The organism is Marinagarivorans cellulosilyticus, from assembly GCF_021655555.1.
GTDB lineage: Bacteria > Pseudomonadota > Gammaproteobacteria > Pseudomonadales > Cellvibrionaceae > Marinagarivorans > Marinagarivorans cellulosilyticus.
Genome location: NZ_AP023086.1, coordinates 2,424,531 through 2,449,393, shown reverse-complemented (window position 1 = coordinate 2,449,393; position 24,863 = coordinate 2,424,531). Strand labels below are relative to the sequence as shown.

The 24,863-nt window shown below is 47.8% G+C and carries 22 protein-coding genes and 1 other RNA gene; 10 read left to right on the top strand and 13 right to left on the bottom strand.

Annotation, left to right across the window (positions count from 1 at the left end):
* Window positions 1-5 precede the first annotated feature (5 nt).
* Together MARGE09_RS09685 and MARGE09_RS09680 are read right to left on the bottom strand one after the other, a co-directional pair.
* Window positions 6-1,694: a ParB family protein gene (locus MARGE09_RS09685; RefSeq protein WP_236987127.1), complete on the bottom strand. Its 1,689-nt coding sequence runs from the start codon at window positions 1,692-1,694 to the stop codon at window positions 6-8.
* A 2-nt stretch (window positions 1,695-1,696) separates the two neighbouring features.
* On the bottom strand, window positions 1,697-2,539 hold the full coding sequence (locus MARGE09_RS09680) for a ParA family protein (protein ID WP_236987126.1): 843 nt from the start codon (window positions 2,537-2,539) through the stop codon (window positions 1,697-1,699).
* A gap of 161 nt (window positions 2,540-2,700) precedes the next feature.
* Here MARGE09_RS09680 and ffs point away from each other — a divergent pair.
* Window positions 2,701-2,797, top strand: an RNA gene (gene ffs / locus MARGE09_RS09675) — signal recognition particle sRNA small type.
* Window positions 2,798-3,030: 233 nt separating this feature from the next.
* Window positions 3,031-3,948 (top strand): aspartyl/asparaginyl beta-hydroxylase domain-containing protein, encoded by a 918-nt coding sequence (locus MARGE09_RS09670; RefSeq protein ID WP_236987125.1) that lies wholly within the window; start codon window positions 3,031-3,033, stop codon window positions 3,946-3,948.
* A gap of 93 nt (window positions 3,949-4,041) precedes the next feature.
* Here the strand turns inward: MARGE09_RS09670 and MARGE09_RS09665 are convergent, their stop codons facing one another.
* A complete protein-coding gene (locus MARGE09_RS09665) occupies window positions 4,042-4,911 on the bottom strand; it encodes a polyprenyl synthetase family protein (protein ID WP_236987124.1) in 870 nt (289 codons plus the stop codon).
* 34 nt (window positions 4,912-4,945) lie between these two features.
* Window positions 4,946-5,269, bottom strand: coding sequence for an exodeoxyribonuclease VII small subunit (locus MARGE09_RS09660; protein WP_420828091.1), 324 nt, complete (start codon window positions 5,267-5,269; stop codon window positions 4,946-4,948).
* Between the two features lie 229 nt (window positions 5,270-5,498).
* Between MARGE09_RS09660 and pomA the strand changes: the two genes are divergently transcribed.
* Genes pomA through MARGE09_RS09645 form a run of 3 tightly spaced genes read left to right on the top strand, consistent with a single transcriptional unit; the run spans window position 5,499 to window position 7,810 of the window.
* Window positions 5,499-6,257, top strand: coding sequence for a flagellar motor protein PomA (pomA, locus tag MARGE09_RS09655; protein ID WP_236987123.1), 759 nt, complete (start codon window positions 5,499-5,501; stop codon window positions 6,255-6,257).
* A gap of 20 nt (window positions 6,258-6,277) precedes the next feature.
* Window positions 6,278-7,264 (top strand): flagellar motor protein MotB, encoded by a 987-nt coding sequence (locus MARGE09_RS09650; RefSeq protein WP_236987122.1) that lies wholly within the window; start codon window positions 6,278-6,280, stop codon window positions 7,262-7,264.
* A 9-nt stretch (window positions 7,265-7,273) separates the two neighbouring features.
* Window positions 7,274-7,810, top strand: coding sequence for a PilZ domain-containing protein (locus MARGE09_RS09645; protein ID WP_236987121.1), 537 nt, complete (start codon window positions 7,274-7,276; stop codon window positions 7,808-7,810).
* 12 nt (window positions 7,811-7,822) lie between these two features.
* Here the strand turns inward: MARGE09_RS09645 and MARGE09_RS09640 are convergent, their stop codons facing one another.
* The 8 genes from MARGE09_RS09640 to MARGE09_RS09605 all read right to left on the bottom strand — a co-directional run bounded on the left by MARGE09_RS09640 (window position 7,823) and on the right by MARGE09_RS09605 (window position 18,408).
* Window positions 7,823-8,755 (bottom strand): 5-oxoprolinase subunit C family protein, encoded by a 933-nt coding sequence (locus tag MARGE09_RS09640; protein ID WP_236987120.1) that lies wholly within the window; start codon window positions 8,753-8,755, stop codon window positions 7,823-7,825.
* Window positions 8,755-9,516, bottom strand: a complete 762-nt coding sequence (pxpB, locus tag MARGE09_RS09635) for a 5-oxoprolinase subunit PxpB (RefSeq protein WP_236987119.1) — start codon at window positions 9,514-9,516, stop codon at window positions 8,755-8,757. The genes MARGE09_RS09640 and pxpB overlap by 1 nt, the downstream gene beginning before the upstream one ends.
* Window positions 9,497-13,516, bottom strand: a complete 4,020-nt coding sequence (locus MARGE09_RS09630) for a YhdP family phospholipid transporter (protein ID WP_236987118.1) — start codon at window positions 13,514-13,516, stop codon at window positions 9,497-9,499. Before MARGE09_RS09630 ends, pxpB begins: the two co-directional genes overlap by 20 nt.
* 63 nt (window positions 13,517-13,579) lie before the next feature.
* Window positions 13,580-15,070, bottom strand: coding sequence for a ribonuclease G (gene rng / locus MARGE09_RS09625; protein ID WP_236987117.1), 1,491 nt, complete (start codon window positions 15,068-15,070; stop codon window positions 13,580-13,582).
* A gap of 75 nt (window positions 15,071-15,145) precedes the next feature.
* Window positions 15,146-15,763 carry a Maf family protein gene (locus MARGE09_RS09620; RefSeq protein WP_236987116.1) on the bottom strand — a complete coding sequence of 206 codons (618 nt, stop codon included), beginning with the start codon at window positions 15,761-15,763 and terminating at the stop codon, window positions 15,146-15,148.
* A gap of 55 nt (window positions 15,764-15,818) precedes the next feature.
* Window positions 15,819-16,301 carry a rod shape-determining protein MreD gene (mreD, locus tag MARGE09_RS09615; RefSeq protein WP_236987115.1) on the bottom strand — a complete coding sequence of 161 codons (483 nt, stop codon included), beginning with the start codon at window positions 16,299-16,301 and terminating at the stop codon, window positions 15,819-15,821.
* Entirely contained in the window at window positions 16,298-17,170 is an 873-nt protein-coding gene (gene mreC, locus MARGE09_RS09610) for a rod shape-determining protein MreC (protein WP_255711985.1), read from the bottom strand. The genes mreD and mreC overlap by 4 nt, the downstream gene beginning before the upstream one ends.
* A gap of 209 nt (window positions 17,171-17,379) precedes the next feature.
* Complete coding sequence (locus MARGE09_RS09605; RefSeq protein ID WP_236987113.1) at window positions 17,380-18,408, bottom strand: rod shape-determining protein; 1,029 nt, start codon at window positions 18,406-18,408, stop codon at window positions 17,380-17,382.
* 592 nt (window positions 18,409-19,000) lie between these two features.
* Here MARGE09_RS09605 and gatC point away from each other — a divergent pair.
* From gatC to cysZ, 5 genes are all read left to right on the top strand, one after another.
* Window positions 19,001-19,282, top strand: a complete 282-nt coding sequence (gatC, locus tag MARGE09_RS09600; RefSeq protein WP_236987112.1) for an Asp-tRNA(Asn)/Glu-tRNA(Gln) amidotransferase subunit GatC — start codon at window positions 19,001-19,003, stop codon at window positions 19,280-19,282.
* A gap of 18 nt (window positions 19,283-19,300) precedes the next feature.
* On the top strand, window positions 19,301-20,755 hold the full coding sequence (gene gatA / locus MARGE09_RS09595) for an Asp-tRNA(Asn)/Glu-tRNA(Gln) amidotransferase subunit GatA (RefSeq protein WP_236987111.1): 1,455 nt from the start codon (window positions 19,301-19,303) through the stop codon (window positions 20,753-20,755).
* Window positions 20,756-20,766: 11 nt separating this feature from the next.
* Window positions 20,767-22,212 (top strand): Asp-tRNA(Asn)/Glu-tRNA(Gln) amidotransferase subunit GatB, encoded by a 1,446-nt coding sequence (gene gatB / locus MARGE09_RS09590; protein ID WP_236987110.1) that lies wholly within the window; start codon window positions 20,767-20,769, stop codon window positions 22,210-22,212.
* Window positions 22,213-22,259: 47 nt separating this feature from the next.
* On the top strand, window positions 22,260-22,556 hold the full coding sequence (locus MARGE09_RS09585; protein WP_236987109.1) for a PA4642 family protein: 297 nt from the start codon (window positions 22,260-22,262) through the stop codon (window positions 22,554-22,556).
* A 121-nt stretch (window positions 22,557-22,677) separates the two neighbouring features.
* Entirely contained in the window at window positions 22,678-23,430 is a 753-nt protein-coding gene (gene cysZ / locus MARGE09_RS09580; RefSeq protein WP_236987108.1) for a sulfate transporter CysZ, read from the top strand.
* Window positions 23,431-23,749: 319 nt separating this feature from the next.
* On the opposite strand, the gene sohB is transcribed toward cysZ, so the two are convergent.
* Window positions 23,750-24,790, bottom strand: coding sequence for a protease SohB (gene sohB / locus MARGE09_RS09575; protein ID WP_236987350.1), 1,041 nt, complete (start codon window positions 24,788-24,790; stop codon window positions 23,750-23,752).
* Between the last annotated feature and the right edge of the window lie 73 nt (window positions 24,791-24,863).

The window sequence follows — 24,863 nt, the reverse complement described above, 5'->3', positions numbered from 1 at the left end:
GGCTGCTACTTTGGAAGTAGGCCTGCGTGATCGTTGATAACCAGCGCTGTATATTCGATTATTGCCTCGTTCCATCGCACTGCTGCTTCCGCATACTGTGTTAATTCCTCAAACGTCATGCCGTTAATGGTTGCCTTTCGGTTGCCTGTACGCTTAAGCGCTAATCCATACTGCACAGTGACCCGCGCATTCATGATCTTGCCTTGGACCGCCTGATATATCGGCATAAACTCGTCAGCACCTTCGTGAATCAAACACTCGCCAATATTCTTTTCCACTAATGGATTAATCACCCCGAAGTACTCTAGTGCCAACTCAAATGGGATTAAGTAGTAAAGCGTGTCTGGAGTAATGCGATGATAGTATTTGGTACTAAACTGAAAACACATCACGGGATCGTCTGTCGCTTCAACGACATCGTCGTCAAACCCAAAGACACGAAAAATGGCACGTAACCCTTCGATAACCTTCACCCGTTGAGCCTCTAAGGCTTCTTCGATGCCGCCATGCGAGTAATCGCGAGTCGAAGGGTATGCAGCCTGGTTCTGCTGAAGGACGGTTTCTGGCGCGGTAGTTAGTGCTGGCGATGGCGCTTGCTTTGCTGCGAGCTCATTGTGATGCTCAACCTGCGCGTCAAATCCGCCAGTGATTTGCGGCTCTTCCGCATAAGGATTGCCGGAGGGGGTATTGTTTCCTTCTGGTGTGGTTGTTTCAGCATATGAGACCGGCATTGGAGTTTCAGGCCTAGGCGGTGCTACTGGAGTCTGTGGCTCTTGGTCAGGATGTTGAGTAAACGCGTCTTTTGATGGACGCTGAGCTTCAATAGAACTGCCTGATTCGAGTCCTTGAACTTCCGCACGTACAGATGAAAGAGGAATACTCAGCCTCTCAGCCATGGCTTCCTCAAGGCGGTTACGCGCGATGTCAGGAGAAAAAGCTTCTTCTTCATCGAGCTCAACAAAAACTAACTGCCAAACTTCGTCAAAGTTTCCTTCGTCTGGTGTGGCAACGGCATCCCAATACTGCCTGCAAATATTGAGTAGACGTTTGGTACTATTAATGGCTGGACGCCCCATACCGTAATCCAGCGTGCTGGGTAGCCACGGGAGCAATGTTTCAAAGGCATAAATCATCAAAGAAAGATGCTGGTGTTTAAGTGACCAGCCAAGCTTAGTAATTTTTTCAGCGAGAACCCTAGAGCTAAGTGCCTCACCTCCTTCGTGTTCAAGATCCTCTTTAAGCCGCATAGCAGCCCTAGCTCGATCAATGAATGTCATCTTGCCGCGCATTTCGTTTTCGATAATGTGAGCGAGCAATACATCCCGTTCTGACACCCAAGGGTGGAACATGCAATCGATCGTGAAATAGCGAGGATCTTGTGTTTCCTGCCACAACTCCTTCAATGCCATCAGTCGCGTGTTCCCCCCATCTTTAATCATGTAGGGCTTGTCGGGGGACTCCCGCGTTACATTTGGCGGGTGATCAAGCCCGCGATACCGAATCGACTCTTTGATCGCGTCGTACTCGGGGTTCGCGGTTGTACGCGGGTTACCCGCGTAAGGCACCAAGTTATCAATGGTGACAGGTAAGCGAGTTGCTACCCGAGGGTCTGGTGGCAATGTATGGTCGCTCGCAACGATTGGCGCTGTATTGTCACCAAACAAAGCGTTTTCATAATCAATTTTTTTAGACATAGCTATTTCTTCCAGCTTGGCGATACGTCAATCAGTTTGGGTTCGAGTTCATGCACTAGCTTTTTCATAATCTGGAGTGCCGAAAGCGTTGGCCCACCACGGTGCCGCTCGTAACGATGTACAGGTGACTGCGCTGAAAAGGCTTCTTTGTAGCTTTTCAAGTCGGGAATTTGGGTATTGAGGACGGTTATGTGGTGGTCTGCTTCGGCATCGAACCGCTTCCGCAACTGCTTCACGACCCCTTCAGTCATGGTCGTTCTATCAGCCATGTTTATCAGTACCCGAAGTGGCGGTGGCGCAACACGCCCCGTCATATTTGGATATCCTGGCTTTGGAATCAGTTGGTTATAGGAAGCTAAGGTGCCATTTATGAATTCCCTTGCATCCAACCCATTCGGCTGTACAGGGCTCAAAACAACATCGGATGCGATTAAAACGGTCTCTTGTATGATCCCTTTAGAGCCCTGAGTATCAATAATTACGTAATCGTACTGATCACCCAGATTCTCAATCGCTTTTTTTAAGTTGAACGAGTTGTAAAAGCTCTCGCGTAAGAAGGTCGCGATAGCCGGGTCTTTGGAGGGGTCGTCATTTAGGACGATATCTAACCCATCGATCACAGTGCTACTGATACAACCTTCAGCACTTGCTGACTTGTACAGCTGCGTCAATCCAAATGGGGCGGTTTTAGATAGTGGGTACCAGCGGGATAGCGATTGCTGTGGATCACCGTCGATGAGTAATACTTTTTGGTGCATATCCGCAAGAATTGCACCTAAGTTAGCTGCTGTAGTAGACTTCCCGACCCCACCCTTTGTGCAGAATACACCGTATGTTTTTGACATTTTTATCTCCTCATACGGAGAAAAAACGACCTATTTTCCAATCAAAAATGATCCACTACACTCATAATGCTGGGGTCGGGAGTTCAAGTCTCCCCCTAGCCACCATCATGTTTCAAGGCTATATGTTTCGGGGTCAGTTTATCGATACCCGCTCTATGGCGGTTTGGTCCCTTCGCAACAGTTCGCTGCAAACCCCGCCAGGCCCGGAAGGGAGCAACGGTAGTAGTATGACTGTGTGCCGAGGTGCGGCTGAACCGCCACCCAATCTCTGTAATGTATTTTTGCGCTTTAGCAAGCAATCTTATTGTCCACATTTTTTATACATTATTGACCTATTATTTTTCATCCAAAACTAGACACCCACTTTTTAGCGACACTCAACTCAAACCGCAAACGCTCGCAACTATCTATGCTGACTATTCCCAGCGTATTCATTAGCTGTGGCGCGACGTTCTTGCTAGAATTCCCCAGCACAATACAGGAGGTGTACCTTGTCTGATTTTTCTATTCCCAGCGGCATTTGGGTTTTATTGTTGTTTGCAATGGGCGGCTGCTATGTTCATTTTCGCGGCAAAGTCCGCCACCGTTTTTCGCGACAGCTGTTTGATCACTCCACGATTATGTCGCCCATTAATTGCCTGCTATATGCGTTTTCTAAAGCGCCATCTACGCCCTACCACGACCCAAAAGATTACCCGGCACTCAAACTGCTGGAAGACAACTGGGAAATCATTCGCGATGAAGCTCTTGCTCTGCAATCGCAGCAGCGCATTGTTGCCTCACAAAATTTAGATGACGTAGGATTTAACTCGTTTTTCCGCACCGGCTGGAAACGTTTTTATTTAAAGTGGTACGGCAACGACTTAAATTCTGCCAACGATATGTGCCCTAAAACCGTAGCTTTACTCAAACAAGTGCCATCCATTAAAGCCGCAATGTTTGCATCGCTACCACCTGGAGCCAAACTGCAACAACACCGCGACCCTTATGCCGGCTCGCTGCGCTACCACTTAGCGTTAACCGCCCCAGGCGACGAAAAGTGCGCTATTTATGTCGATGGCGAACCTTACGTTTGGCACAATGGTGAATCTGTTATGTTTGATGAAACCTTCATTCACTACGCCAAAAACGATACCGAACAACAGCGCATTGTTTTATTTTGCGATGTCGTTCGCCCCATGTGGTTTGCACCTGCGTCTTGGATCAACGCGCTGTTTTCGCGAGTAGTGATGGGCGCAGCAGTTTCAAAAAATCAGCCGGGCGACAAGGTAGGTGCAATCAATAAGCTATTTGGTTATGTTTACGGGGTGCGTCTGCTAGGTAAAAAAATTAAGGCGAAAAACAAGCCTTTGTATTATCTGCTTAAGTATGTGCTTTTTGCTTTGATTATTTGGGCTTTATTCTTCTAAGATGGCTTGCCGTAATGCAGGCGCATTTTGCGTTTACATTACGGCAGCAATCAAAGCACGCAACCCTAAGAAGGCCCCGCCATTTTCGGCAATCTACTTTTCGCGATTAACAATGTAATGCGCAATAGCCGCCAATAGGTGTGCATCTGGGAATATCTCTAACGCTACCAAAGCCTGCGCGACCAGCTGCTTCGCCTTTTGCTGCGCCCCCTCCAAACCCAACAAACTGACATATGTGGGCTTATTATTTGCCGCATCGGCGCCTTGCTGCTTGCCAAGAACTTGGGTGTCTGCTGTTACATCAAGAATATCGTCCTGCACCTGAAACGCCAAACCGATAGCATTAGCGTATTCAGCCAAGGCATTCAATTGTGCGGGCGAAGCACCCGCCGACATGGCGCCCAGCTGCACACTTACCTCGATGAGCGCACCCGTTTTATGTTTGTGCATATGGCTCAACTGCTCAAGGCTCAGCTGCTGCGCCACTGCAGCAAGGTCAACAGCCTGACCAACAACCATACCGCGCGCACCAGCAGCCTTGGCAAGTGGCGCCACCATGGTTAGCGTTTCGGCCTGCTTGGATAAGCACTCAAAAGCAGAGCATTGAAGCGCATCGCCGGCCAATATGGCCGTAGCCTCATCAAAGGCAATGTGGCAAGTCGGTTTGCCACGACGTAAATCATCGTCATCCATCGCAGGCAAATCGTCGTGAATCAAGCTGTAGGCGTGTATATACTCTACCGCCACCACCGCTGGCCAAGTCGCGCTGCCAATGCCACCGCACGCTTGCGCTGCAGCCAAGGTTAAAATAGGCCGAATACGCTTGCCGCCATTAAGCAGGCTATAGGCCATGGCCTCGCGCAAACGCTCCCCCCCGTTTATAGGCGCAGGCAAGGCGGCCGCGAGATGCTGCTCAATTTCAGGCAGATAGCGGTCCACAAATAGTGTTAATGAGTCATTCACAAAAGCATTCTTTATTCAAAGGTTAAAAACCGCTTTAAGCGTCTGCAGGGCCAGCATCAAAGGGGACAGGTTCAGCAGCAGGACTATCACCGAGCAAAATAGAGACTTTTTGCTCAGCCTCATCCAGCGCCTGCTGGCACTCTTGCGTTAATTTGACACCCTTTTCGAAGGCTTTCAGTGCGTCATCTAAGCTAAGTTCGCCACTTTCCATATCATCAACAACTGACTCTAGGGCCTCCAAAGACTTCTCGAAATGTGCTGTTTTTTTACGCGCGACCATGCCGTCAACCTCGACCATTATAGAAGCGCGCACATTACCCAACTTACACAGACCGGTCAAACCACAAAGCAGCCACATGGTCACCGCTACCCGTAAACCCAACGGTTAAAACCAATAGTAAGTCGACTCCCATCAATTTCACGGAAGACCGGCTAAAACCATCTACACTCAAAGAATGAATAACTTATAACGCTGCAGTTGGAAAATTCAATCTTTAAGAGCACCGGCCGATAACCTAAAAAGCAGGTTTTAAGCGCCGACATTGCCAATTGAAAGCAGTACAGCAGCCGAAACAAGGGAGCACAGTGTGGATTTAGCATCGTTAGTCGGGATTGTGGGTGCGCTCGCCCTTATCGTCATCTCTATGTTGATGAGTGGCCAGTTAGGCATGTTCGTCAACATACCCTCAGTCGTTATCGTAGTTGGGGGTACCATTTTTGCGGTTATGGCCAAGTATGGGCTTGGGCAGTTTTTGGGCGCTATTAAGGTTGCAGGCAAAAGCTTTAAATTCAGCAGCACCGACCCTGTTGAGCTTATTAACGAAGTTGTTGGCCTAGCTGACGAAGCTCGCAAAGGCGGCCTTCTGTCACTAGAAGGCAAAGAAGTCAGTAATGACTTTTTAAAGCGTGGCATTCAGTTATTAGTCGACGGCCACGAACCCGACGTTGTTAAAACATTGCTGTCCAAAGACAAAAGTAAAGCCGAAGAACGCCACGCCGTTGGCGCCTCTATTTTTGCCAACATGGCGGAAATGGCACCAGCGATGGGAATGATAGGCACACTCATTGGCCTTGTGGCCATGCTGGCCAACATGGACGACCCTAAAGCCATCGGCCCTGCAATGGCCGTTGCCCTTCTTACAACGCTGTACGGCGCCATTATTGCCAACGCCATTTGCCAACCCATGGCCGATAAACTTGCCCTGCGCGCCGCGGAGGAAGCCATGATTAAAAGCTTAGTTATCGACGCGCTCATCGCTATTCAGAATGGGCAAAACCCTCGCGTAATCGACGGCATGTTGCGCAACTACCTTCCGGAGGGCAAGCGCGATCCCGGTGAAGAGTAATTCACCAGCGCTAACTCGCTATGAGTGATGAAGATGAGGATAAGTGCAAATGTAAGGCAGGCCTGCCGGCTTGGATGGGCACGTTTGCAGATTTGATGTCTTTGCTAATGTGCTTTTTCGTTTTGCTGTTGTCGTTCTCTGAAATGGACGCGATGAAGTTTAAGCGCTTAGCCGGCTCGATGGCGCAGGCTTTTGGCGTTCAAAACAAAGTGAATGTCACCGACCCACCAAAAGGCACCAGCATTATTGCACAAGAATTTAGCCCAGGAAGGCCAGAGCCAACCCCTATCAACGAGATATTCCAAACCACACAAGATGTGACCGAAATGTCACTCAAGGTTGAATGCTCTGAAGACTTTGATGTTGAACAAGGTGAAGAAGGCTACGATGCCGGCGTAAAAGCGCGTGTAAAAGAAGTGCTAGAAGAACTCGAAAAACAAACCGAGCAAATAGCCTACGAGCTAGCCGATGCGCTAAGCGCACAGATTTTAGCCGGTCAAATTGAAATTGAAACCGAAGGCCGAAAAATAATTATTCGCATTCGGGAAAAAGGCTCGTTCGGCTCTGGATCGGCCACACTCAAACCAGAATACCGCGACGTACTGCAAGAAGTGCAAGCAGTTTTAGCCCTTAAGCCCGGTCACGTTAAGGTCGAAGGGCATACAGACAACATCCCCATAAATACCGCACGTTTTCGCTCAAACTGGGAATTATCTTCCGCGCGGGCAGTATCCGTTGCTCACGAATTAATGCGTGGCAATGTTATTAATTCACGTCGTTTTGAGGTAAGCGGCATGGCAGATACCAAACCTCTAGCCAGCAACAACAGCGCTGATGATCGAGCGAAAAACCGCCGCGTAGAAATTTTAATTTTACAAAGCTTAGACGACGATTTATCCGAAGATGATAAAGCGGTTTTGCAGTCACCCGATGGCGCCGATATTTTGCGCGACTTAAAACTCGAACCCGACTACCTCTTTGAACTACAACCCGAAGAAATATTTTAGGAGCTTATAATGTCATCGGAACGTCGCCGCTATTTTCGTATTAACGATACCGTTAAATTAAGCTACCAAGTCGTTCACTCTAAACAAGAAAGTAGCGCAGACGACACCTTTGAATTAATTGCAGACCAAGACCGGCGCATGGAAATTTTAATTGCCGAGCAAAAGCATGTACATCCAGAGCTTATTGAATTAATCGCATTATTAAACCAAAAGATCGAACGTTTAACCCAAGTCGATAAACACACCAAAACAACACTCGCCTACCGCGCTCGCAAAGTGAATATGAGCGCTTGCGGGTTAGCTTTCGCCGAGGATTCCCCGCTAGATATTGGCGCCCACTTACGCCTATTTTTAGTATTAGACGACGAAGAAAAACTAGAAGTGGATGGCTTGCTTGTAGACTGCCATCAAGGCGAAAGTGATGAGTTTATTTGGCGAGTCGACTTTTTAAATTTACGCGAAGCTGTACAAGAAAAACTTATCCAACATGTGGTACGCCGCCAAAGTACATTATTAGCCGAGCGCCGCAACCAGCCAGCACCTTAATGTTTTGCGAAGCTATAAACCAAAAAAAACATTGCGTTGGCGCAGCTGTTCAATAGCCTGCATGCGTGAAATAGCAACAAAGCTAACCCTTTCACCGGGCCTGCATTGCGCTAAACGCCCGCCCCCAAAACGCGACAAACAACCCAACAACAGGTACCCCCCCATTGTTTGCCTGTCCTTCAATAACGCAATGGGTTGGCCATCAGGTGGCAATTGAATTGCACCATAGGGCATGCCTTGGCTAACGCATTGCGTACCGCCCTCGCCCACCCACTCAATGGCCTGCCCCTCTAGGCGGCAGCCCATGCGATTGGTCGCTGGGGTTACGGTGAAGTACGCGCCCGATAAGCACTTACTCACAGCAACCTTTTCCGCCGGCATAAAAGGAATGTTTTGGCCATGATATTCGGGAATGTAGTGCGCAGGGACAGATCGAATAGGATTAGTTTGATTAGGCACAGAGTAACCAATGCACTGCTTTACTTGCAGTTGACGACCATTAAAAGGGCCAAGCCCTTCGCGTTCACAAATGCTTGTACTGCCGCAAACCCGCTGTACTTTAAAGCCATTTTGAACGGCTAAATAATTAATCAAGCCAAATTTAGGTAACGATAAACGCAAAACATCGCCCGCGGCCACCCGAAAACTTTGCCAGCACGGAATAGGTTTGTCGTTTAAAAAAGCAGGTGTGCTTGCCCCGGTTAAAGCCGCCGTGGTTGCCGCAGTAAAAATTAAGCTTACCTGCCCCAAGGTAATCTCTAAGGTTGTGCTATTGGCCAAGCGATTTGCGACATTACCGACTAAAAAATTCGCCCATAAAAAGGCCATTTCATCAGCGGCGCCACTTTCACAAATACCTAAGTGCAACCAACCTTTGCGACCCAAATCTTGGGTTGTGATTTTACCGCTAGCTTTTAGTATTTGTAATAAACCAAACCCCGACACTACGCGCAGCCCCGCCTGCTAAATTTGTTATTCAAAGCAGCATAATCGCTGCGTGATACCGGCTCAAAACGCACCTTTTGCCCTACCGAAAAAATGCTCGCCTGTGATACTGGCCGCTGAATATCAAAACACACCAGCGGCGTACGACCAATAATATTCCAGCCACCAGGCGATGCGCTCGGATAAACCCCCGTTTGATTATCCGCTATACCAATTGAACCGGCCGCGACATTTTGCCTTGGTGTCGCTAAACGAGGCTTCGCAATGCGCGCATCAACAAAACCTAAATAAGGAAAGCCCGGCGCAAAACCCAAGGCACATACGGTATAAGTCGCTTGGCTGTGTACTGCAATAACCTCATCAATACCCAAGCCTGCGCAACTGGCTAACGCCGGTAAATCAGGCGCCATATCTCGGTGGTAACACACTGGAATAGTTAAAATATCGGTATCATTACTCGCTTTTTCAATAGACCCTAACGCACTATTTTTTAGGCTGTCTAAAATAGCCTTAGCCAGCAACTCAGGGGATTCTACTGAAAAATCAAAGACCAACATCAAGCCGTTATAGGCAGGAATAGTATCGATAACAGCGGCAGCAAACTGCTGCGATATAAGCTGTTGCGCGTAACCTATAACATCCGTTAACGCTATGCTTGGCACTACATTAAAAATAACACTAACTGTATTTTCATTATGCCAAACCAGTTCCAGACTTTGCTGATAAACCGCATAGGTTTGGTTAGTTTTTGGCGCTGTCATTAGTACTATTTTTTGTAGGCTCGGGCGGTGGATATAACTGCTCTAATTCGAGAGGAACTTGTTTATTTTCCGCACGCCCACTGGCATGCGCCTCAAATATTTTATCAACTTCCAACTTAGGTTCTTCCCAACTGCCCGTGACGTTGTAGCGCACGCTGGCTAGCTCATCGACCTGCTCTTTAAACAGTTTACCCACCACGTAAACCCCCACAGCGGCAGGCAAACCCGCAGTAAGTGCTGCTGCAACGGCAAGGTTACCTGCAATAGGTAGCGTCGCAACTAGCTGGCTATCAATCGTTTGCGAAGCTAAACCAATATCGCCCACCAACTGTAAATCGGCTGATGTCGTATCCACAATCAACGGTGTTTGCGCTTTAATTTTTACGGTTTCTTTTTCAAAATACAGTTTACCGCTAACGGAATCGTAACTAAGCCCTTCGGGGCGCAAGTCGGAAAAATCCAACCTCAGCCTGCGCACTAAAGTATCGAAATTTAATAGTGAAATAAGCTTTAATAACGAGCGATCGTCACCGGTTTCGCCCTGAATAAAATGGCCATTATTCAATTGCAATTCGACTGTGCCGGCAAGGCTGTTAAGATTTAACTGATCTGGGTGGCCGGGCCAATTTAAACTAACATCAAAAGTGGCTGTATCACTCACTAACGCGCGCGGGTAATCGAAGTTTTCCAGTACATCGCCAACATTGGCAGTATTAATAGCGCCGCTAAAACTACTTTCCCACTCATTTTCACTACGCTTATATATTGCGAGCGTACCATCGGTTGTTTTTAACCCTCGAATGTTACCGCGTATACGCTTGGCTACAAGGCCTCGGCGCTCTGGGCGATAATCAAATGCAATATGCCCCCAACCTTCCCCCCCAAAAGCTAGTTCATCAATACGTACATCCATCGGCTCTAAATGTTCGAGCGCAACATTCGCCAAAAAGCTTTGTTTTTCACGTTGTGGGTCAGTTTCTTCGCCGGTGCTCGGCAAATGTAAATACTCAAAATGCAACTGATCTGGGCGATCATCATTAAAACGCTGATAATTTGCCACCGCTTTTGGCGTTTCTAAATCGAAGTACCAAGAATCTTCTAACTCTCGCCCCCACAACGCAACATGGTCGACGACCAGCTCGCCCAAGGTCACTGTATTTGCGCGCAAGGCCATGGAGAAAATTGGCGCTTTAGCAGCCTTTGTATTTACCTGCGTTGCTGTGTCTGCTAATACTCCGCCAGGCGGCGATTGAGTTAAGGCATCGATGTATTCCAGTACAAAATCACTCCACGGGCCGGCATCTATATCACCTACATTACCGTGCAACCGAATACTGCCTTCACGCAAGCGATTTGGCTCAGAAAAACTAACATCCATAGCTTTAATAGCACCGCCTTCCATCATCATTTGTGACGATATATCAAAAGCAGAGCGAACAGAGATATAACTTAATGGCGAATGCCTAGGCGCTTCATACTCAACGGTTAATTCATGCGCTTGATGTGCAGGTTTGCTATAAGGTGCGGGGAAGTTAAGCTCGACCCCCTCTAATTGCGATGTTAACTCCAGTGCAACCCCTTGTGTCGGGTGATCAAATGGCAGTGTTAATTCGCCGCTTACATTCGCTTGACCGTGTATATAATTAAAAATGGGACGATTGAGCCAACCCTTTAAATCCACTACATCAGCAACACCTGAGAAAGCCAAATTGAGTACTCGCCCAGCCTCATCACTTTCGGTAATTAAATGCCCCTGTACCGGCTGCTGCCATAAAGTTGCCGTAATATCTTTTGCCGTGAGACCTTCCTTTGTATGGTAACGAATATCACCTTTAACAGCGTTAAAGGTTAAATCTAGCGCGGGCAATTGAAAAACGCCATCATCCAAACTCGCTTGAATATCTTGCCAGCCGTCATTTAAGCCGCCATCTAAAGGTATAAATAATTCCACACTTCCGTTGTACGAACCTGCGGCCTGAAACTGCGCTAAGGCTTCACCGGCGATATCCTGTACAGGGCTAGAGCGCAATAACGCCAAAGCACTTTTTGCATCGCCAGATGCATTACCGGTTATAGAAAGCGCCATTTTGTTATCATCCGATTCGACTAAGGCCACCCGGCCTCCGGTAAGGGTATTGCCTAGCAACTCTCCTTTATCAATGGTGACCGCCAAGCCTAAGTCGTCCACCAGCAATGAGGCATCAGCATTTTTTAGCACGGGCCACGCTGGGTCAAAGGCAAGCTCGCCGCTGTGAATTTTCATGCTCAACTGCAAACTGCGCGGGCGCATTGGTGCACCCAAAAGAGACCCCCGATAAATAAAACCGCCGTCGGTTAAATCGCCATCTTTAATACTTTGCCCTAACCAGTTATACAACGAATCGGGAATGGTGTAAGGCACATAAGCCTCATGATAACGGGCAACGCTTTCGCGCATGCCCACCACAAGCGTCATTTCTGGCTCGATATTATCTAAACGTTTTGTTGGCAAACTTAAATACAAATAACCAGCGCCTTCACCGCTTTCGCCTTTAAGGTTCAATAAGCCCGATGTGACATAAACCATCGACGACTCTAAATTAACAAACCAAGCAACCTCACCAGAGGCCTGATAAAAATCGAGCGGCTTTTTATACACAATGGGATAATGCATCACGAAGCCATCATTCGCATCAATCACCATTCGGCCCTTAAAGGCCGTTGATTCAACAAAGCCTGTGGCATGGCGTACTTGCGGCGCCCCTTGCCAGCTTTCTACTGCGGCATCAAAAACATTAGCCTGCAAATGAAAATAACCCTGCTCTGCAGTTGTTACCGTAACGCCTATATCGCGCAGCGTGCCGCCGGGTTTTAATAAGTCTTGTAATTTAGCAACAACATTATTCAGTTTTAAAGCGCCAACCGCTTGGCTCCATGCAGTAACATCAAGCTCTCGAATACGCAATTGCGCCGGCGTATTTAAACCTGCGCGCAATTCAATATCTAAAGGGGGAATTTCGGCCTGTGGCCACGTTAAGCCTAAATTAGCAATTTGCGCGAATAAGCCATTTTGTTTATCCCAGCGGCCCGTAAATTTAAATTGTGGAATAGCCGGTGCTTCGGCTTCACCAGGCAATTTAAACGGTAAGCCAGAAGCTTTTCCGCCACCACTAAAATCCATACCTTTCGCAGTAGAGCCTTCAAACCACAGCTGGAAATCCATTCGGCTACCGTCACTCCACAAGCCTGGCTCAATATCCAAACCTTTGTGTAGGCCCGTTGCTGCCACAACTTTTTGTAGTGGAAACTGCTGCAACTGCAAATAACCGCGTGCTTCAAAGTTTTTATCATCGCGGGGGTCGCCTTGCCCCTCCACAACCAAATAAAAAGCATTCGAGTCTTTATCAACATCCACCTTGGCTTTTAACCGGTGAAAATTAGCATCATTTTCTAAGGATACAGAAGGAATCGTCATTTCGGCCGTATGGCCTGTGCGAAAGCGCATAACCAATGAGGTTTCGTTTAGCTCTAAGCGGCGGCCAAACAAGAAAATATCCAACGGATCATCGATGGTAAAATTGCTATCGCCGGCAGATGATTGCGGCAAACCCACCACAGCCCAAGAGCCATCTTCCGACTGCACCATCTCGGCACGCAAGCCTTCAAAATCTAATTTACCTAGCGCTAAACGCCAATCTTTAAAGGTTGCCAGCAAATTAATTTGCGCCGACAATTGTTCGGCGTGCAACTGCCCCTCGTAAGGTCCCCCGCTTACGCGAACATTAAGCAATGTAATCGCGGGGCGCAAACCATCCCAACTGGCTTGAATTTCCCCTACTGTGATGGTGGAGTTTAGCCGTAAAGAAAGTTGATCTTCGAGCAACGATTTATAATCGTTTAAATAAGGAAAAGCAGTACGCCCCAGCTGCACACAAACGGCCAGTAAAATAACAAGAAAAACCGTAGTGCCCCAAACAATGCGCACAAACGTTTGCAGCGAGCGGCGCGATACTAACTTCAACGCAGCCCCCTATTGGTAAGTGTTTTCTGTATAGCCGTTTTTATTTTGTACATCACATCAACACTACACCAATACAATATCGTACTGTTCTTGGTTATAAAGCGCCTCGACTTGAAACTGAATTGCGCGCTCAATAAACAGCTCTAAATCAGCAACATTGTCGGACTCTTCATCCAGCAGGCGGTCAATAACAACCTGCGAGGCCAATACTAATAATTTTGTGTCGTCGTAATTACGCGCTTCGCGCAATATTTCTCGAAAAATCTCATAACACACAGTTTCTGCTGATTTCAAAACGCCACGACCATTGCAAACAGCGCAAGGCACACATAGCATTTGCCCTAGCGATTCACTTGTGCGCTTGCGCGTCATTTCAACTAAACCTAGCTGTGAGACCCCCATAACATTGGTTTTTGCACGATCGCGCTCTAGGTGCTTTTCTAGCGTTCTTAAAACTTGGCGCTGGTGCTCGGCATCTGTCATATCAATAAAATCAAGAATGATAATGCCACCTAAATTGCGTAAACGTAGCTGACGCGCAATAGCAGAAGCCGCTTCCAAATTGGTTTTAAAAATGGTTTCTTCTAAGTTTCGATGCCCAACAAAAGCGCCAGTGTTTACATCAATAGTAGACATAGCCTCGGTTTGCTCAACAATAAGATAACCGCCAGACTTTAAAGGCACGCGGGTTTCGAGCGCTTTTTTAAGTTCGTCTTCAACACCGTACAAATCGAAAATGGGGCGAGGCCCTGGGTAATGCTCTATTCGGCCGCCAATTTCTGGCGCGTAGTACTGGGCAAAGTTCTCCATTTTTTGCAGTGATTCACGCGAATCGATACGAACCTTTTCTATAGAGGGTTGCATTAAATCGCGCACAGTGCGCATGTACAGCGGCAAATCTTCGTAGACAAGTTTAGGCGCTTTGGTGGTTTTTATTTTCTCTGCCAAGTTATGCCAAAGCTTATATACAAAAGGGATATCGGCTTTTAGCTCTTCGGTAGAGGCACCCTCAGCAGCAGTGCGCACAATAAAGCCACCGCCGTATTGCTCTTTGTACTCTGAAGTAATTTCGCTAACCGCCGCTTTTAATCGCTCGCGCTCGGCCGCATCCTCAATTCGATTAGAGATACCAATATGTTCACTGCTGGGCATATACACCAAATAACGCGCCGAAACAGAGATATGTGTTGTAAGCCTTGCGCCTTTTGTACTGATAGGGTCTTTTGTAACCTGTACCAACACTTGCTGGCCTTCGCGTAATAAGGTGCGGATATCAGCAGGCTCACTGTTTTTAGTATCTGCGCTGTCGCTGGCAGGGTCGGTATTTTGAGAAGAGATATCGCCAGCATGAATAAAGCCCGCGCGTTCTAAGCCAATATCAACAAAAGCAGCTTGCATACCCGGTAAAACCCGTACAACTTTACCCTTGTAAATGTTGCCAACAATGCCTCGCTTTTGTGTGCGCTCAATGTAAATTTCCTGCACCACACCATTTTCAACTAACGCCGCGCGCGTTTCTGTTGGGCCAAAATTGACTAATATTTCATCTCTCATTGCGGCTCTCCTATTAATTTGGCAGTGCGTTTTTACAGTGCATCGCTATTTTTGATACTTTATACAAGGCAATGTTCACATTAACGCAGTGCTAGCATCCGGTTGCCAGCACGTTATATTTAACGATGCCAACAGCTGCTGAGTTTGAGCGATGGGCAAACCCATTACCCCTGAATAACTTCCAGCTAAGTGCTGAACAAAAACAGCCCCTAAACCTTGAATACCGTAACCGCCGGCTTTATCAGCAGGCTCGCCGGTAAGCCAATAACGGGCTATTTCATCACTCGATAACGCTCGAAAAGTCACTTTGCTGGTGACTAAATCGGTATATAGCTGCTCATTGCAACAAAGAGCAACAGCCGTATGCACAAGGTGCGTTTGATCGCTCAATAAATGTAACATCTCAGCGGCATGGGCTTGATCGCGGGGTTTTTCCAACACGTGGCCTGCGCACTCTACAATGGTATCGGCACCTAACACAGCGCACCCATTTACTAGCGCTGCACCAGCGCGGGCCTTTTCGCGCGCTAAACGCGCAACATAGGTTGCCGGCGCCTCACCTTCTTGGCGATGCTCTGGCACATCAATACTCAAGACCTCAAAAGGAACCCCTATTTGCTGCAGCAACTCGGCGCGACGCGGCGATTTTGAGGCTAAGAATAATTTGGGCTTGGCAGCACCATTCGCTTGCATAAAACGTTCTCTTATTTTTATCGCGTTAAGGCTCGCATGCACAGGCTGTAAGCCACTACCCCTGCCAGATATTACGCGTGGGCTTAAGTAAACCAACCACCAACGGCCAACACAATGCTGTAATGAGTGTCGGTAATATAATCATGACCACTGGCGCAGCATAACCATTTAACCCCTGAACCCAATTAACAAACACTTCGTGAATGCCAACCAATACAAATACCCATAGCATTTGCTGGCCTCGTCGATAACTGCGTAAACGCTGGTAGGAACACAAACATAAGTACGCAATAAAAGCTAACGACAAAGCATGTGCACCCCACACATCGCCCACAACAATATCCTGCAGAAGGCCAATGCACCAAGCCATCACAACCCCAAAACGATACGGGCAAAAGACAGCCCAAAAGATGCACACCAACGCCAGAAACTCTGGGCGAAACCAAGCATAATGGGCGGGTAACGGGTAAATGCTTAGCATCAAGCCTACAAATACCGTCACCGCCAACCAAGGAAGGTAGCCAATGTTGTCACTCATGGCGGCGTTTGCACTTCGGATGAAACATCAGCATCGCCGGCACCAAAAGACACTTTAGAAGATTGCGCAAAAACAAGCAGTACATGGCGGTTTCGGTTGAGTTGGGCCATAGGCACAGCAACAACATCGGCAAACGGCCTACCAGGGTCGTAGACGATTTTTTCAACGGTAGCGACAGGATAACCAGCGGGGTAAATATCCCCCAAGCCAGAGCTGACCAATAAGTCGCCTTCTTTAATATCTAGCGTACTAGAAACATGCCGCAAGCCTAGCTCAAAGACGCTGCCACGCCCTTCTGCTATCAAGCGCACGCCGTTGCGATTAATTTGCACTGGAATGGCGTGGCTAGTATCAGATATCAACAACACGCTGCTATTAGAAGACGATACATTCACCACTTGGCCAATCAAGCCAGAAGCATCAACAACAGGCTGGCCGACATAAACGCCATCCCGCGTGCCGCGATTAATAAAGACTTTATGAATGTTAGGGTCAGGTGCCACCCCTATAAGATCAGCCACCAAGACTCGCTGATTAAGCGTATCGGCTGAATTTAGCAGTTGGCGAAGGCGGGTGTTTTCTGCTGCGAGGAATGCAAGCTGCTGTAATTTGCGCTGATGAACTAACAATTCACTGCGCAGCGATTCATTCTCTTGAATCAGTTTATCGCGACCAATTAAGCGTGTTCGACTCCATTCACTTAAGTTATGCGGCAAGTCGGCTAAATGATAAAGGGGGGCTGCCAAGCCCACCGCTTTATTACGCGCCCCTTCCAAAAACGGCGTGGTGACAAACAGTGCAACAAGCACAGCAGAAACCACAAAGAGCGCAGCCATTTTGGCGCCCAATGATGGTCCTTTGGTAAACAGCAGCTTGATGGTACCGCCCTCTTTAACTTAGCAGCTTAGAAATAGGCCTTAACAAATCCCAGCCTCGCCGCCAAAAGGCAAAGACTGAAGGTATTAACAACATTCATTATCATTAACACCATAGCTCAGGTGCTCGAAAATAGCACACTTAGCGACTGTTATTGGCTTTTCGCGTTTTTTATCAACAGGATTCGCGAATTACGCCACTCTTAAGATAGGGTGATAGTTCGACTGTCCATAAGTTCCATGGCTTTACCGCCACCGCGAGCCACACATGTGAGCGGGTCTTCAGCAATAACTACAGGCAAGCCAGTTTCTTCCATCAACAAATGATCAATGCTACGCAATAGCGCGCCGCCGCCGGTAATCACGATGCCGCTTTCGGCAATATCACTGGCCAATTCGGGTGGGCACTGTTCTAAGGCGCTTTTAACCGCTTGAACAATTCCCGCCAACGGCTCCTGTAAAGACTCTAGCACCTCGTCACTGTTTAACGTAAAGCTACGCGGTACACCTTCGGCAAGATTGCGGCCGCGAACATCAATTTCGAGCACTTCGCTACCTGCAAAGGCGCAGCCAATTTCTTTTTTGATGCGCTCCGCCGTTGCCTCACCAATCACGCTACCGTATTTACGACGCACAAAATTAATGATGGCTTCATCAAAACGGTCACCACCAATGCGTACAGAATCAGAATGAACAACACCATTAAGTGAAATAATCGCGATCTCTGTTGTACCGCCACCAATATCAACAACCATCGAGCCCGTTGCTTCTTCTACATTTAAGCCGGCACCTATTGCTGCAGCCATAGGTTCTTCGATCAAGTGTACTTCGCGCGCGCCAGCACCAATGGCCGACTCGCGAATTGCGCGTTTTTCAACTTCTGTTGATAAACACGGTACGCACACCAATACTCGTGGTGAAGGCTGCAACCAAGCGTGCTCGTGGACCTTTTTAATAAAGTGCTGAAGCATTTTTTCGGTCACTTGGAAGTCGGCAATAACGCCATCTTTTAGGGGGCGGATAGCCATAATATTACCGGGCGTGCGGCCAAGCATGCGTTTTGCAGCCATGCCTACCGCCTCTACGCGCTTTTGGCCATTGTGGTTGCGAATAGCAACCACAGAAGGTTCATTTAAAACAATGCCGCGTTCGCGGACAAAAATAAGTGTATTTGCCGTACCCAAATCGATGGATAGGTCATTTGAAAACAGCCCGCGTAAACGCTTAAACATGTGGACGAAAACCTTTTTAAGAAAGTCTCATATACTGAGAATACTGTAATGTGCGCAATGCAGCCCTTTAGACATGCATCTACTCAAACGCCCGTACATACAACCTCGGACACGCTATAAATTTTTGCGGTACCCATTTGCGCCGCGTTGTGTGCAAGCCTTCACATCCAAAAAGCCGTATCAAGACCTTACTGTCTTATTTGCCAACCCACCACAAAGAACAAAATATAGACAGCCTGCTTATATAGTAGGCCTTAGTTTTGCGCTCGTGTTAAAACTTTTGAATATATGAAGAAACTTTATCACTTGCCGCTTCAGTGCAACACTAAAGTACTGCACAAAAAACATTCAATTGTGATTGCACTCTTAGCAATATGGCTGCACAACAACATTAAAAAGCCGCTTTATTGAGCCCCTTTTAAGTTGGATGGCACTCTAGCAACGCAAGGGATTTAGGGCAAGGCGCAAATGTGGTAACTTAGCGCGCCTATTTTTAACGGTTAGGTTTTAACGGTTAGGGCAGCAATGGCGAGCATTTTACGCCAATGCGGCTCACCATGCCTTTTTATTTATTCCGTAAGCGGAGATCCTCGTGAACCGAGAAGACATTCAACAACTGGCAAAGCTAGCGCGCTTGCAAATTGCCGACGATAAAGCCGACGAAGTGGCCACCAGCATTAGCAATGTTTTGGCATTAGTCGACCAACTAGCTGCCGCCGATACCAACGACGTAAAACCTATGGCGCACCCATTAGATGCCGTACAAATTTTACGCGCCGATGAGGTCAGCGAGCCCAATGTGCGCGAACAAATGCAAGCTATTGCGCCTGCCACCGAAAATGGCCTTTACCTTGTCCCCAAAGTCATCGACTAACTTACAACGGATACCCGCATGCATAACCAAACTGTTGCTCAACTGGTAAAGCAGCTGCAAAGCAAAGCTGTATCCAGTGTCGAGCTTACGCAATTTTTTCTCGACAGAATAAAAAGCCACGATGGCGAGCTAAATAGCTTTATTACCGTCACTGAAGAACAAGCCCTAGCCCAAGCCAAAGCCGCTGATGCCCGCATTGCACAAGGCGATGCCCCCGCGCTGTGTGGTTTACCCATCGCGCACAAAGATATTTTCTGTACGCAAGGCGTGCGCACAAGCTGCGGCTCGAAAATGTTGGATAATTTTATATCCCCTTACGACGCAACCATTGTGGCCAACTACCAACAGCAAGGCGTTGTTTGTTTAGGTAAAACAAACATGGACGAGTTCGCTATGGGCTCCTCCAACGAAACCAGCTACTACGGCCCCGTTAAAAACCCCTGGGCCACTAACTGCGTACCAGGTGGGTCATCAGGTGGCTCTGCCGCTGCGGTAGCAGCACGTTTGGCTCCAGCAGCCACGGCAACAGATACTGGGGGGTCTATTAGGCAACCGGCCGCACTGTGCGGCATCACAGGCCTTAAACCCACTTATGGCCGCGCCTCGCGCTACGGCATGATCGCGTTTGCTAGCAGCTTAGATCAAGCCGGCTTAATGGCTCGCAGCGCAGAAGATGTTGCATTGTTGCTTGGCACTATGTCTGGCTACGACGCCAAAGACTCCACCAGCGTTAACGAGCCGGTAGATGATTACACCCGTTTACTGAACCAACCACTCGCAGGCCTTCGCATTGGTATTCCCGATGAGTATTTCGGTGAAGGCTTAAACCCCGAAACTGAAAAATGTGTACGCGAAGCTATTGCACAGTTCGAAAAGCTGGGCGCAACGACCAAATCCATCAAGCTGCCGCACACTGGGTTATCAGTGCCGGCTTACTATGTGATTGCTCCGGCCGAATGCTCTGCAAACTTGTCCCGTTTTGATGGCGTGCGCTACGGCTACCGCTGTGAAAATCCACAAGACTTAGACGACCTTTATTGTCGCTCGCGCAGCGAAGCCTTTGGCGACGAAGTTAAGCGCCGCATATTGGTCGGTGCCTATGCTCTAAGCGCCGGCTATTACGACGCCTACTTCGCCAAAGCACAAAAAGCCCGCCGCTTAATACAACAAGATTTTGTTGCTGCATTTAACGATGTCGATCTCATTATTGGCCCCACTTCTCCAACACCGGCCTTTGAGTTTGGCAGCAAAGGTGCAGATCCTGTAGCTATGTACCTTGAAGACATCTACACCATTGCAACCAACCTTGCTGGCCTACCCGGTATGTCCGTGCCTTGCGGCTTAGTCGACGGAAAACCCGTGGGCTTGCAGATTATTGGCAATTATTTTGCCGAAGCAAAAATGCTAGGCGCTGCGCATCAATTCCAGCAAGCGACTAACTTCCATACACTGGCACCGGCCAACTACGAATAAGGCAAAGCACTATGGAATGGGAAACCGTTATCGGCCTTGAAATTCACGTTCAATTGGCCACCAAAACCAAAATATTTTCAGGTTCTAGCACCGAATTCGGCGCCGAGCCCAACACCCAAGCTTGCGCGATTGATTTAGCCATGCCCGGCACACTGCCAGTACCCAACCGCCAAGCGTTTAAGTACGCCGCAATGTTTGGCTTAGCTATTGATGCTGAAATTGGCCGCACCTCTGTTTTTGAACGCAAAAACTACTTCTACCCCGACCTACCCAAGGGCTATCAAACCACACAGCTAGACGCCCCTATTGTTGGCGCAGGTAAAATGGAAATCGCGCTCGACGACGGTAGCACTCACACTGTGCGCATTCACCACGCACACTTAGAGGAAGACGCCGGGAAGTCGCTACACGAAGATTTCCACGGCATGAGCGGTATCGACCTTAACCGCGCCGGCACGCCCTTAATCGAAATTGTTACCGAACCCGATATGCGCAATGCTGACCAAGCCGTTGCCTTTGCAAAGAAGCTGCACGGTTTAGTAGTGGCACTAGGGATTTGTGACGGCGAAATGTCGCAAGGCTCTTTGCGTTTTGATGTCAATATTTCCATTCGCCCTAAAGGTGAAGAAAAACTGGGCACCCGAACCGAAACCAAAAACCTTAACTCATTTAAGTTTATGGAAGAGGCCATCGAGCTAGAAGTTGAGCGTCAAATCAGCGTGCTTGAAAGCGGCGGCGAAATTCGTCAAGAAACACGGCTTTACAATGGCGATACTAAAAAAGCCCGCGCCATGCGCAGCAAAGAAGACTCCAACGATTACCGCTACTTCCCTTGTCCCGATTTATTGCCAGTAGAGCTTAGTGATGAGTTCTTAGCTGAAGTAAAAGCGGCTATGCCCGAGCTACCCGAAGATAAGCGCGTACGCTACACCCGAGACATGGGGTTATCCGATTACGATGCACAGGTGCTAACAAGTGATGTAGCAACAGCAGTTTATTTTGATGCTGCGGTAGCCGCTGGCGCGCAACCAAAACTAGCCGCTAACTGGGTAATGGGTGAAATTGCCGCTTTGCTAAATCGCGAAGAGATTACCATTGCTAGCTGTCCTGTATCAGCACAAGCTTTAGCCGGCCTCACTGTTCGCATCGACGATGGCACCATCAACAGTAAAATGGCTAAAACCGTATTTGAAGCGATGGCCGCCGGCGAAGGTGATGCCGATACTATTATCGAGGCTAAAGGCTTAAAGCAAGTCAGCGATAGCGGCGCACTCGAAAAGATTATTGACGAAGTGCTCGCCAACAATCAAAAGCAAGTTGATAACTACCGTGCAGCTGCCGACGATAAGCGCCCCAAAATGCTCGGATTTTTTGTCGGACAATGCATGAAGGCCAGCAAAGGCCAAGCAAACCCCAAACAATTGAACGAACTACTGGTCAACAAGCTTAACGGCTAATAACCAAAGCTTAACGCACAAACGGCGAGTATTTACGAGAGAAGATTATGAGCTTAAAAAAAGATAAACAAAAAGTCTTAGGTGAAACGTTTGATGACGAACGCATCAAATCGTTTCTAGATGTACAAGCACCAGCTGGCATAGATGCTGACTATCACTGCATAGAGGTTGCCTACCGGGGCATGCACCAGGAAAACTTTGCAACCTTCGTACAATTTTTTGTAGCTGCAGGGCGCAACATAAACGCTGTAGGTCCTACAGGCAAAACAATGCCACAGATTATTGCTGGCCACCGTCAGGGCAGCGACTACCTTGCAGCCTTAAATGCAGCAGGCGCAAAGTGATCACGGGCAATTAATTCAAGCGCTAACCGCTCGCAAGATAAAGGCGTTAATATCACTACGAACTTAATGATAGCGTAGAGGTATTAACGCCTTTTTTGTAGCGTATTTTACGGAGTACCCCATGATAAAAACGTTGCCAAATAACAACCTTGCCACTGGTGTCAACTACTATATAGAAGGTGTTAACCTGCTGTGGCGCAAAGAGCTAAGGCTTTACATCCTCGTACCTTTAATCATTAACCTGATTATTTTCTTTACCCTTACGGCAACCATGTTCCACTACTTTAATAGTGGCATGGAATGGATGCTTGATAAGGTTCCCAGCTTTTTGCACTTTTTAAAATGGTTAATGTGGATATTGGTCGGGGCGATACTATTGCTGTGCTACGGCTACCTATTTAATGCCATCACCAATATTGTGGCCGCCCCCTTTTATGGTCTGCTAGCACAAAAAACCGAAGAGCTAGTCACAGGTAAAAAAATGGCCGACGAGCCCATCGGCCAGATGATACCGCGTGTTATTGGCCGAGAATTACGCAAAATATTCTATTTTATTGGGCGAGGTATTTTTGTCTTTTTCGTGCTGATATTGCTAGGCCTTGTTGGCATTACAAGCCCCCTCGTGCCCGTGGTTGCAGCCTTATGGGGATCTTGGTGCATGGCTATTCAATATGTTGACTACGCCTGCGATAACAACCAGCTCGATTTTGGCCCAATGCGCAAGCGCATGCGCGCCAATATATATAGCAGTACTGGTTTTGGTGGAATGGTGATGATTGCCAGCATGGTACCCATTATCAATATCTTTGCCATGCCAGCCGCCGTTACTGGCGGCACAGCCTTTTGGATTAAAGAGCTAAAGTGGCAGCAATAGCAGACAAAAAAATGGCCGCTTAATAGCGGCCATTTTTATCTTACCGGACACCTCTAAAAATGCACTTTTTCCGCGATAACGGCGTCAGCTCCGTCCTCGAGTCCTCACAAATTGGAGGACCAATTTGCACAGTTTGCTGCCCGAAGGGTGAAGCGCAAGGATGCGTTGAATGATTTACACCACGTAAACTGCGGCTCTCGGCTTTGGCTTCCTGCGTCGCTCTACCTCCTGAATCCATTCAGTCGTCCGGGCGGTGCCTCCTTGCTCTCACAAAACAATCACTATTTTTAGAGATGCCCTTACATTTAAATCCAATATGCTATGAAAAATACCGTTGACTAACCTTACCCCACACTTTAGTTAAGGTGCTCTCTACCGCAACAGACACCGAAAGCCCTAACTTTTCAGGCAGTGTTTTCTTTTGCTCAAAGCTAACCTCGAATAAATCAGATTCAGCCGACAAACCATACAAATACTCATCTGATGTACTAATCGCATCAATAAGCTTTTTATCCAATGCACGCGAACCGAACCAAATCTCACCCGTTGCCACATCTTCCACATCGACTTGCTCGCGATGGCTAGATACAAAATCTTTAAACAGAACATGCGTATCTTCTAAGTCTTCAACAAACTTTTTGCGGCCTTCATCCGTATTTTCACCAAGCATTGTTAACGTGCGCTTGTATTTACCTGCCGTTAGCATTTCATAGTCGACATCATGCTTTTTTAACACTTTGTGAAAATTAGGAATTTGAGCAACAACACCAATAGAGCCAATAATTGCAAATGGCGCGGCCAATATTTTATCGGCTACACAGGCCATCATATAACCACCACTGGCCGCCACCTTATCGACACACACGGTTAATGGAATAGACTTATCAGCAATACGCGCCAATTGGCTAGAAGCCAAACCGTAGCTATGAACCATACCACCGCCACTTTCCAACTTAACGACAACCTCGTCTTGCGGCTCGGCAATGGTTAATACCGCTGTCACGGTTTCGCGTAGCTCGTCCGCTGCGGACGCCTTAATATCACCATCAAAATCCAGCACATACACACGCTTTCGGCGTGCTACTTCATCGCCCTTTTTTTCGGCTTTTTCTTTTTGCTTGGCTTCTTTTTTTTCTGTTTTCTCTAATTGTTTAAGTGCCTTTTCAGATAACACAGCATGCTGCAAGGCCTCGCGCATAGAATCATAGCGCTCATTTAAGCGCGCAATGGCTATCTGCCCTTTGTCGCTAGCAGCGCCCTTTACGCTTGATGCGACAATCAAACCAATCACCACGGCTATCGCTACCACCAGCGTAATCGCTTTTGCTAAAAACAGCCCATATTCAAATAAAAATTCCAACAGATAATCTCCAAATACACGTTTAAATATCAACAAAGAAACAACTTAACAAAGCCACCGTAAATACGCTTAA

What these genes read in the sequence shown, in the direction of transcription:
- MARGE09_RS09685 (WP_236987127.1), bottom strand. Translation starts at nt 1,694, where the DNA reads ATGTCTAAAAAAATTGATTATGAAAACGCTTTGTTTGGTGACAATACA.
- MARGE09_RS09605 (WP_236987113.1), bottom strand. Translation starts at nt 18,408, where the DNA reads ATGTTTAAGCGTTTACGCGGGCTGTTTTCAAATGACCTATCCATCGAT.
- MARGE09_RS09585 (WP_236987109.1), top strand. Translation starts at nt 22,260, where the DNA reads ATGAGCTTAAAAAAAGATAAACAAAAAGTCTTAGGTGAAACGTTTGAT.
- gatA (WP_236987111.1), top strand. Translation starts at nt 19,301, where the DNA reads ATGCATAACCAAACTGTTGCTCAACTGGTAAAGCAGCTGCAAAGCAAA.
- gatB (WP_236987110.1), top strand. Translation starts at nt 20,767, where the DNA reads ATGGAATGGGAAACCGTTATCGGCCTTGAAATTCACGTTCAATTGGCC.
- cysZ (WP_236987108.1), top strand. Translation starts at nt 22,678, where the DNA reads ATGATAAAAACGTTGCCAAATAACAACCTTGCCACTGGTGTCAACTAC.
- rng (WP_236987117.1), bottom strand. Translation starts at nt 15,070, where the DNA reads ATGAGAGATGAAATATTAGTCAATTTTGGCCCAACAGAAACGCGCGCG.
- pxpB (WP_236987119.1), bottom strand. Translation starts at nt 9,516, where the DNA reads ATGACAGCGCCAAAAACTAACCAAACCTATGCGGTTTATCAGCAAAGT.
- MARGE09_RS09660 (WP_420828091.1), bottom strand. Translation starts at nt 5,269, where the DNA reads ATGTGGCTGCTTTGTGGTTTGACCGGTCTGTGTAAGTTGGGTAATGTG.
- MARGE09_RS09620 (WP_236987116.1), bottom strand. Translation starts at nt 15,763, where the DNA reads ATGCAAGCGAATGGTGCTGCCAAGCCCAAATTATTCTTAGCCTCAAAA.
- mreD (WP_236987115.1), bottom strand. Translation starts at nt 16,301, where the DNA reads ATGAGTGACAACATTGGCTACCTTCCTTGGTTGGCGGTGACGGTATTT.
- MARGE09_RS09680 (WP_236987126.1), bottom strand. Translation starts at nt 2,539, where the DNA reads ATGTCAAAAACATACGGTGTATTCTGCACAAAGGGTGGGGTCGGGAAG.
- MARGE09_RS09645 (WP_236987121.1), top strand. Translation starts at nt 7,274, where the DNA reads ATGTCATCGGAACGTCGCCGCTATTTTCGTATTAACGATACCGTTAAA.
- MARGE09_RS09650 (WP_236987122.1), top strand. Translation starts at nt 6,278, where the DNA reads ATGAGTGATGAAGATGAGGATAAGTGCAAATGTAAGGCAGGCCTGCCG.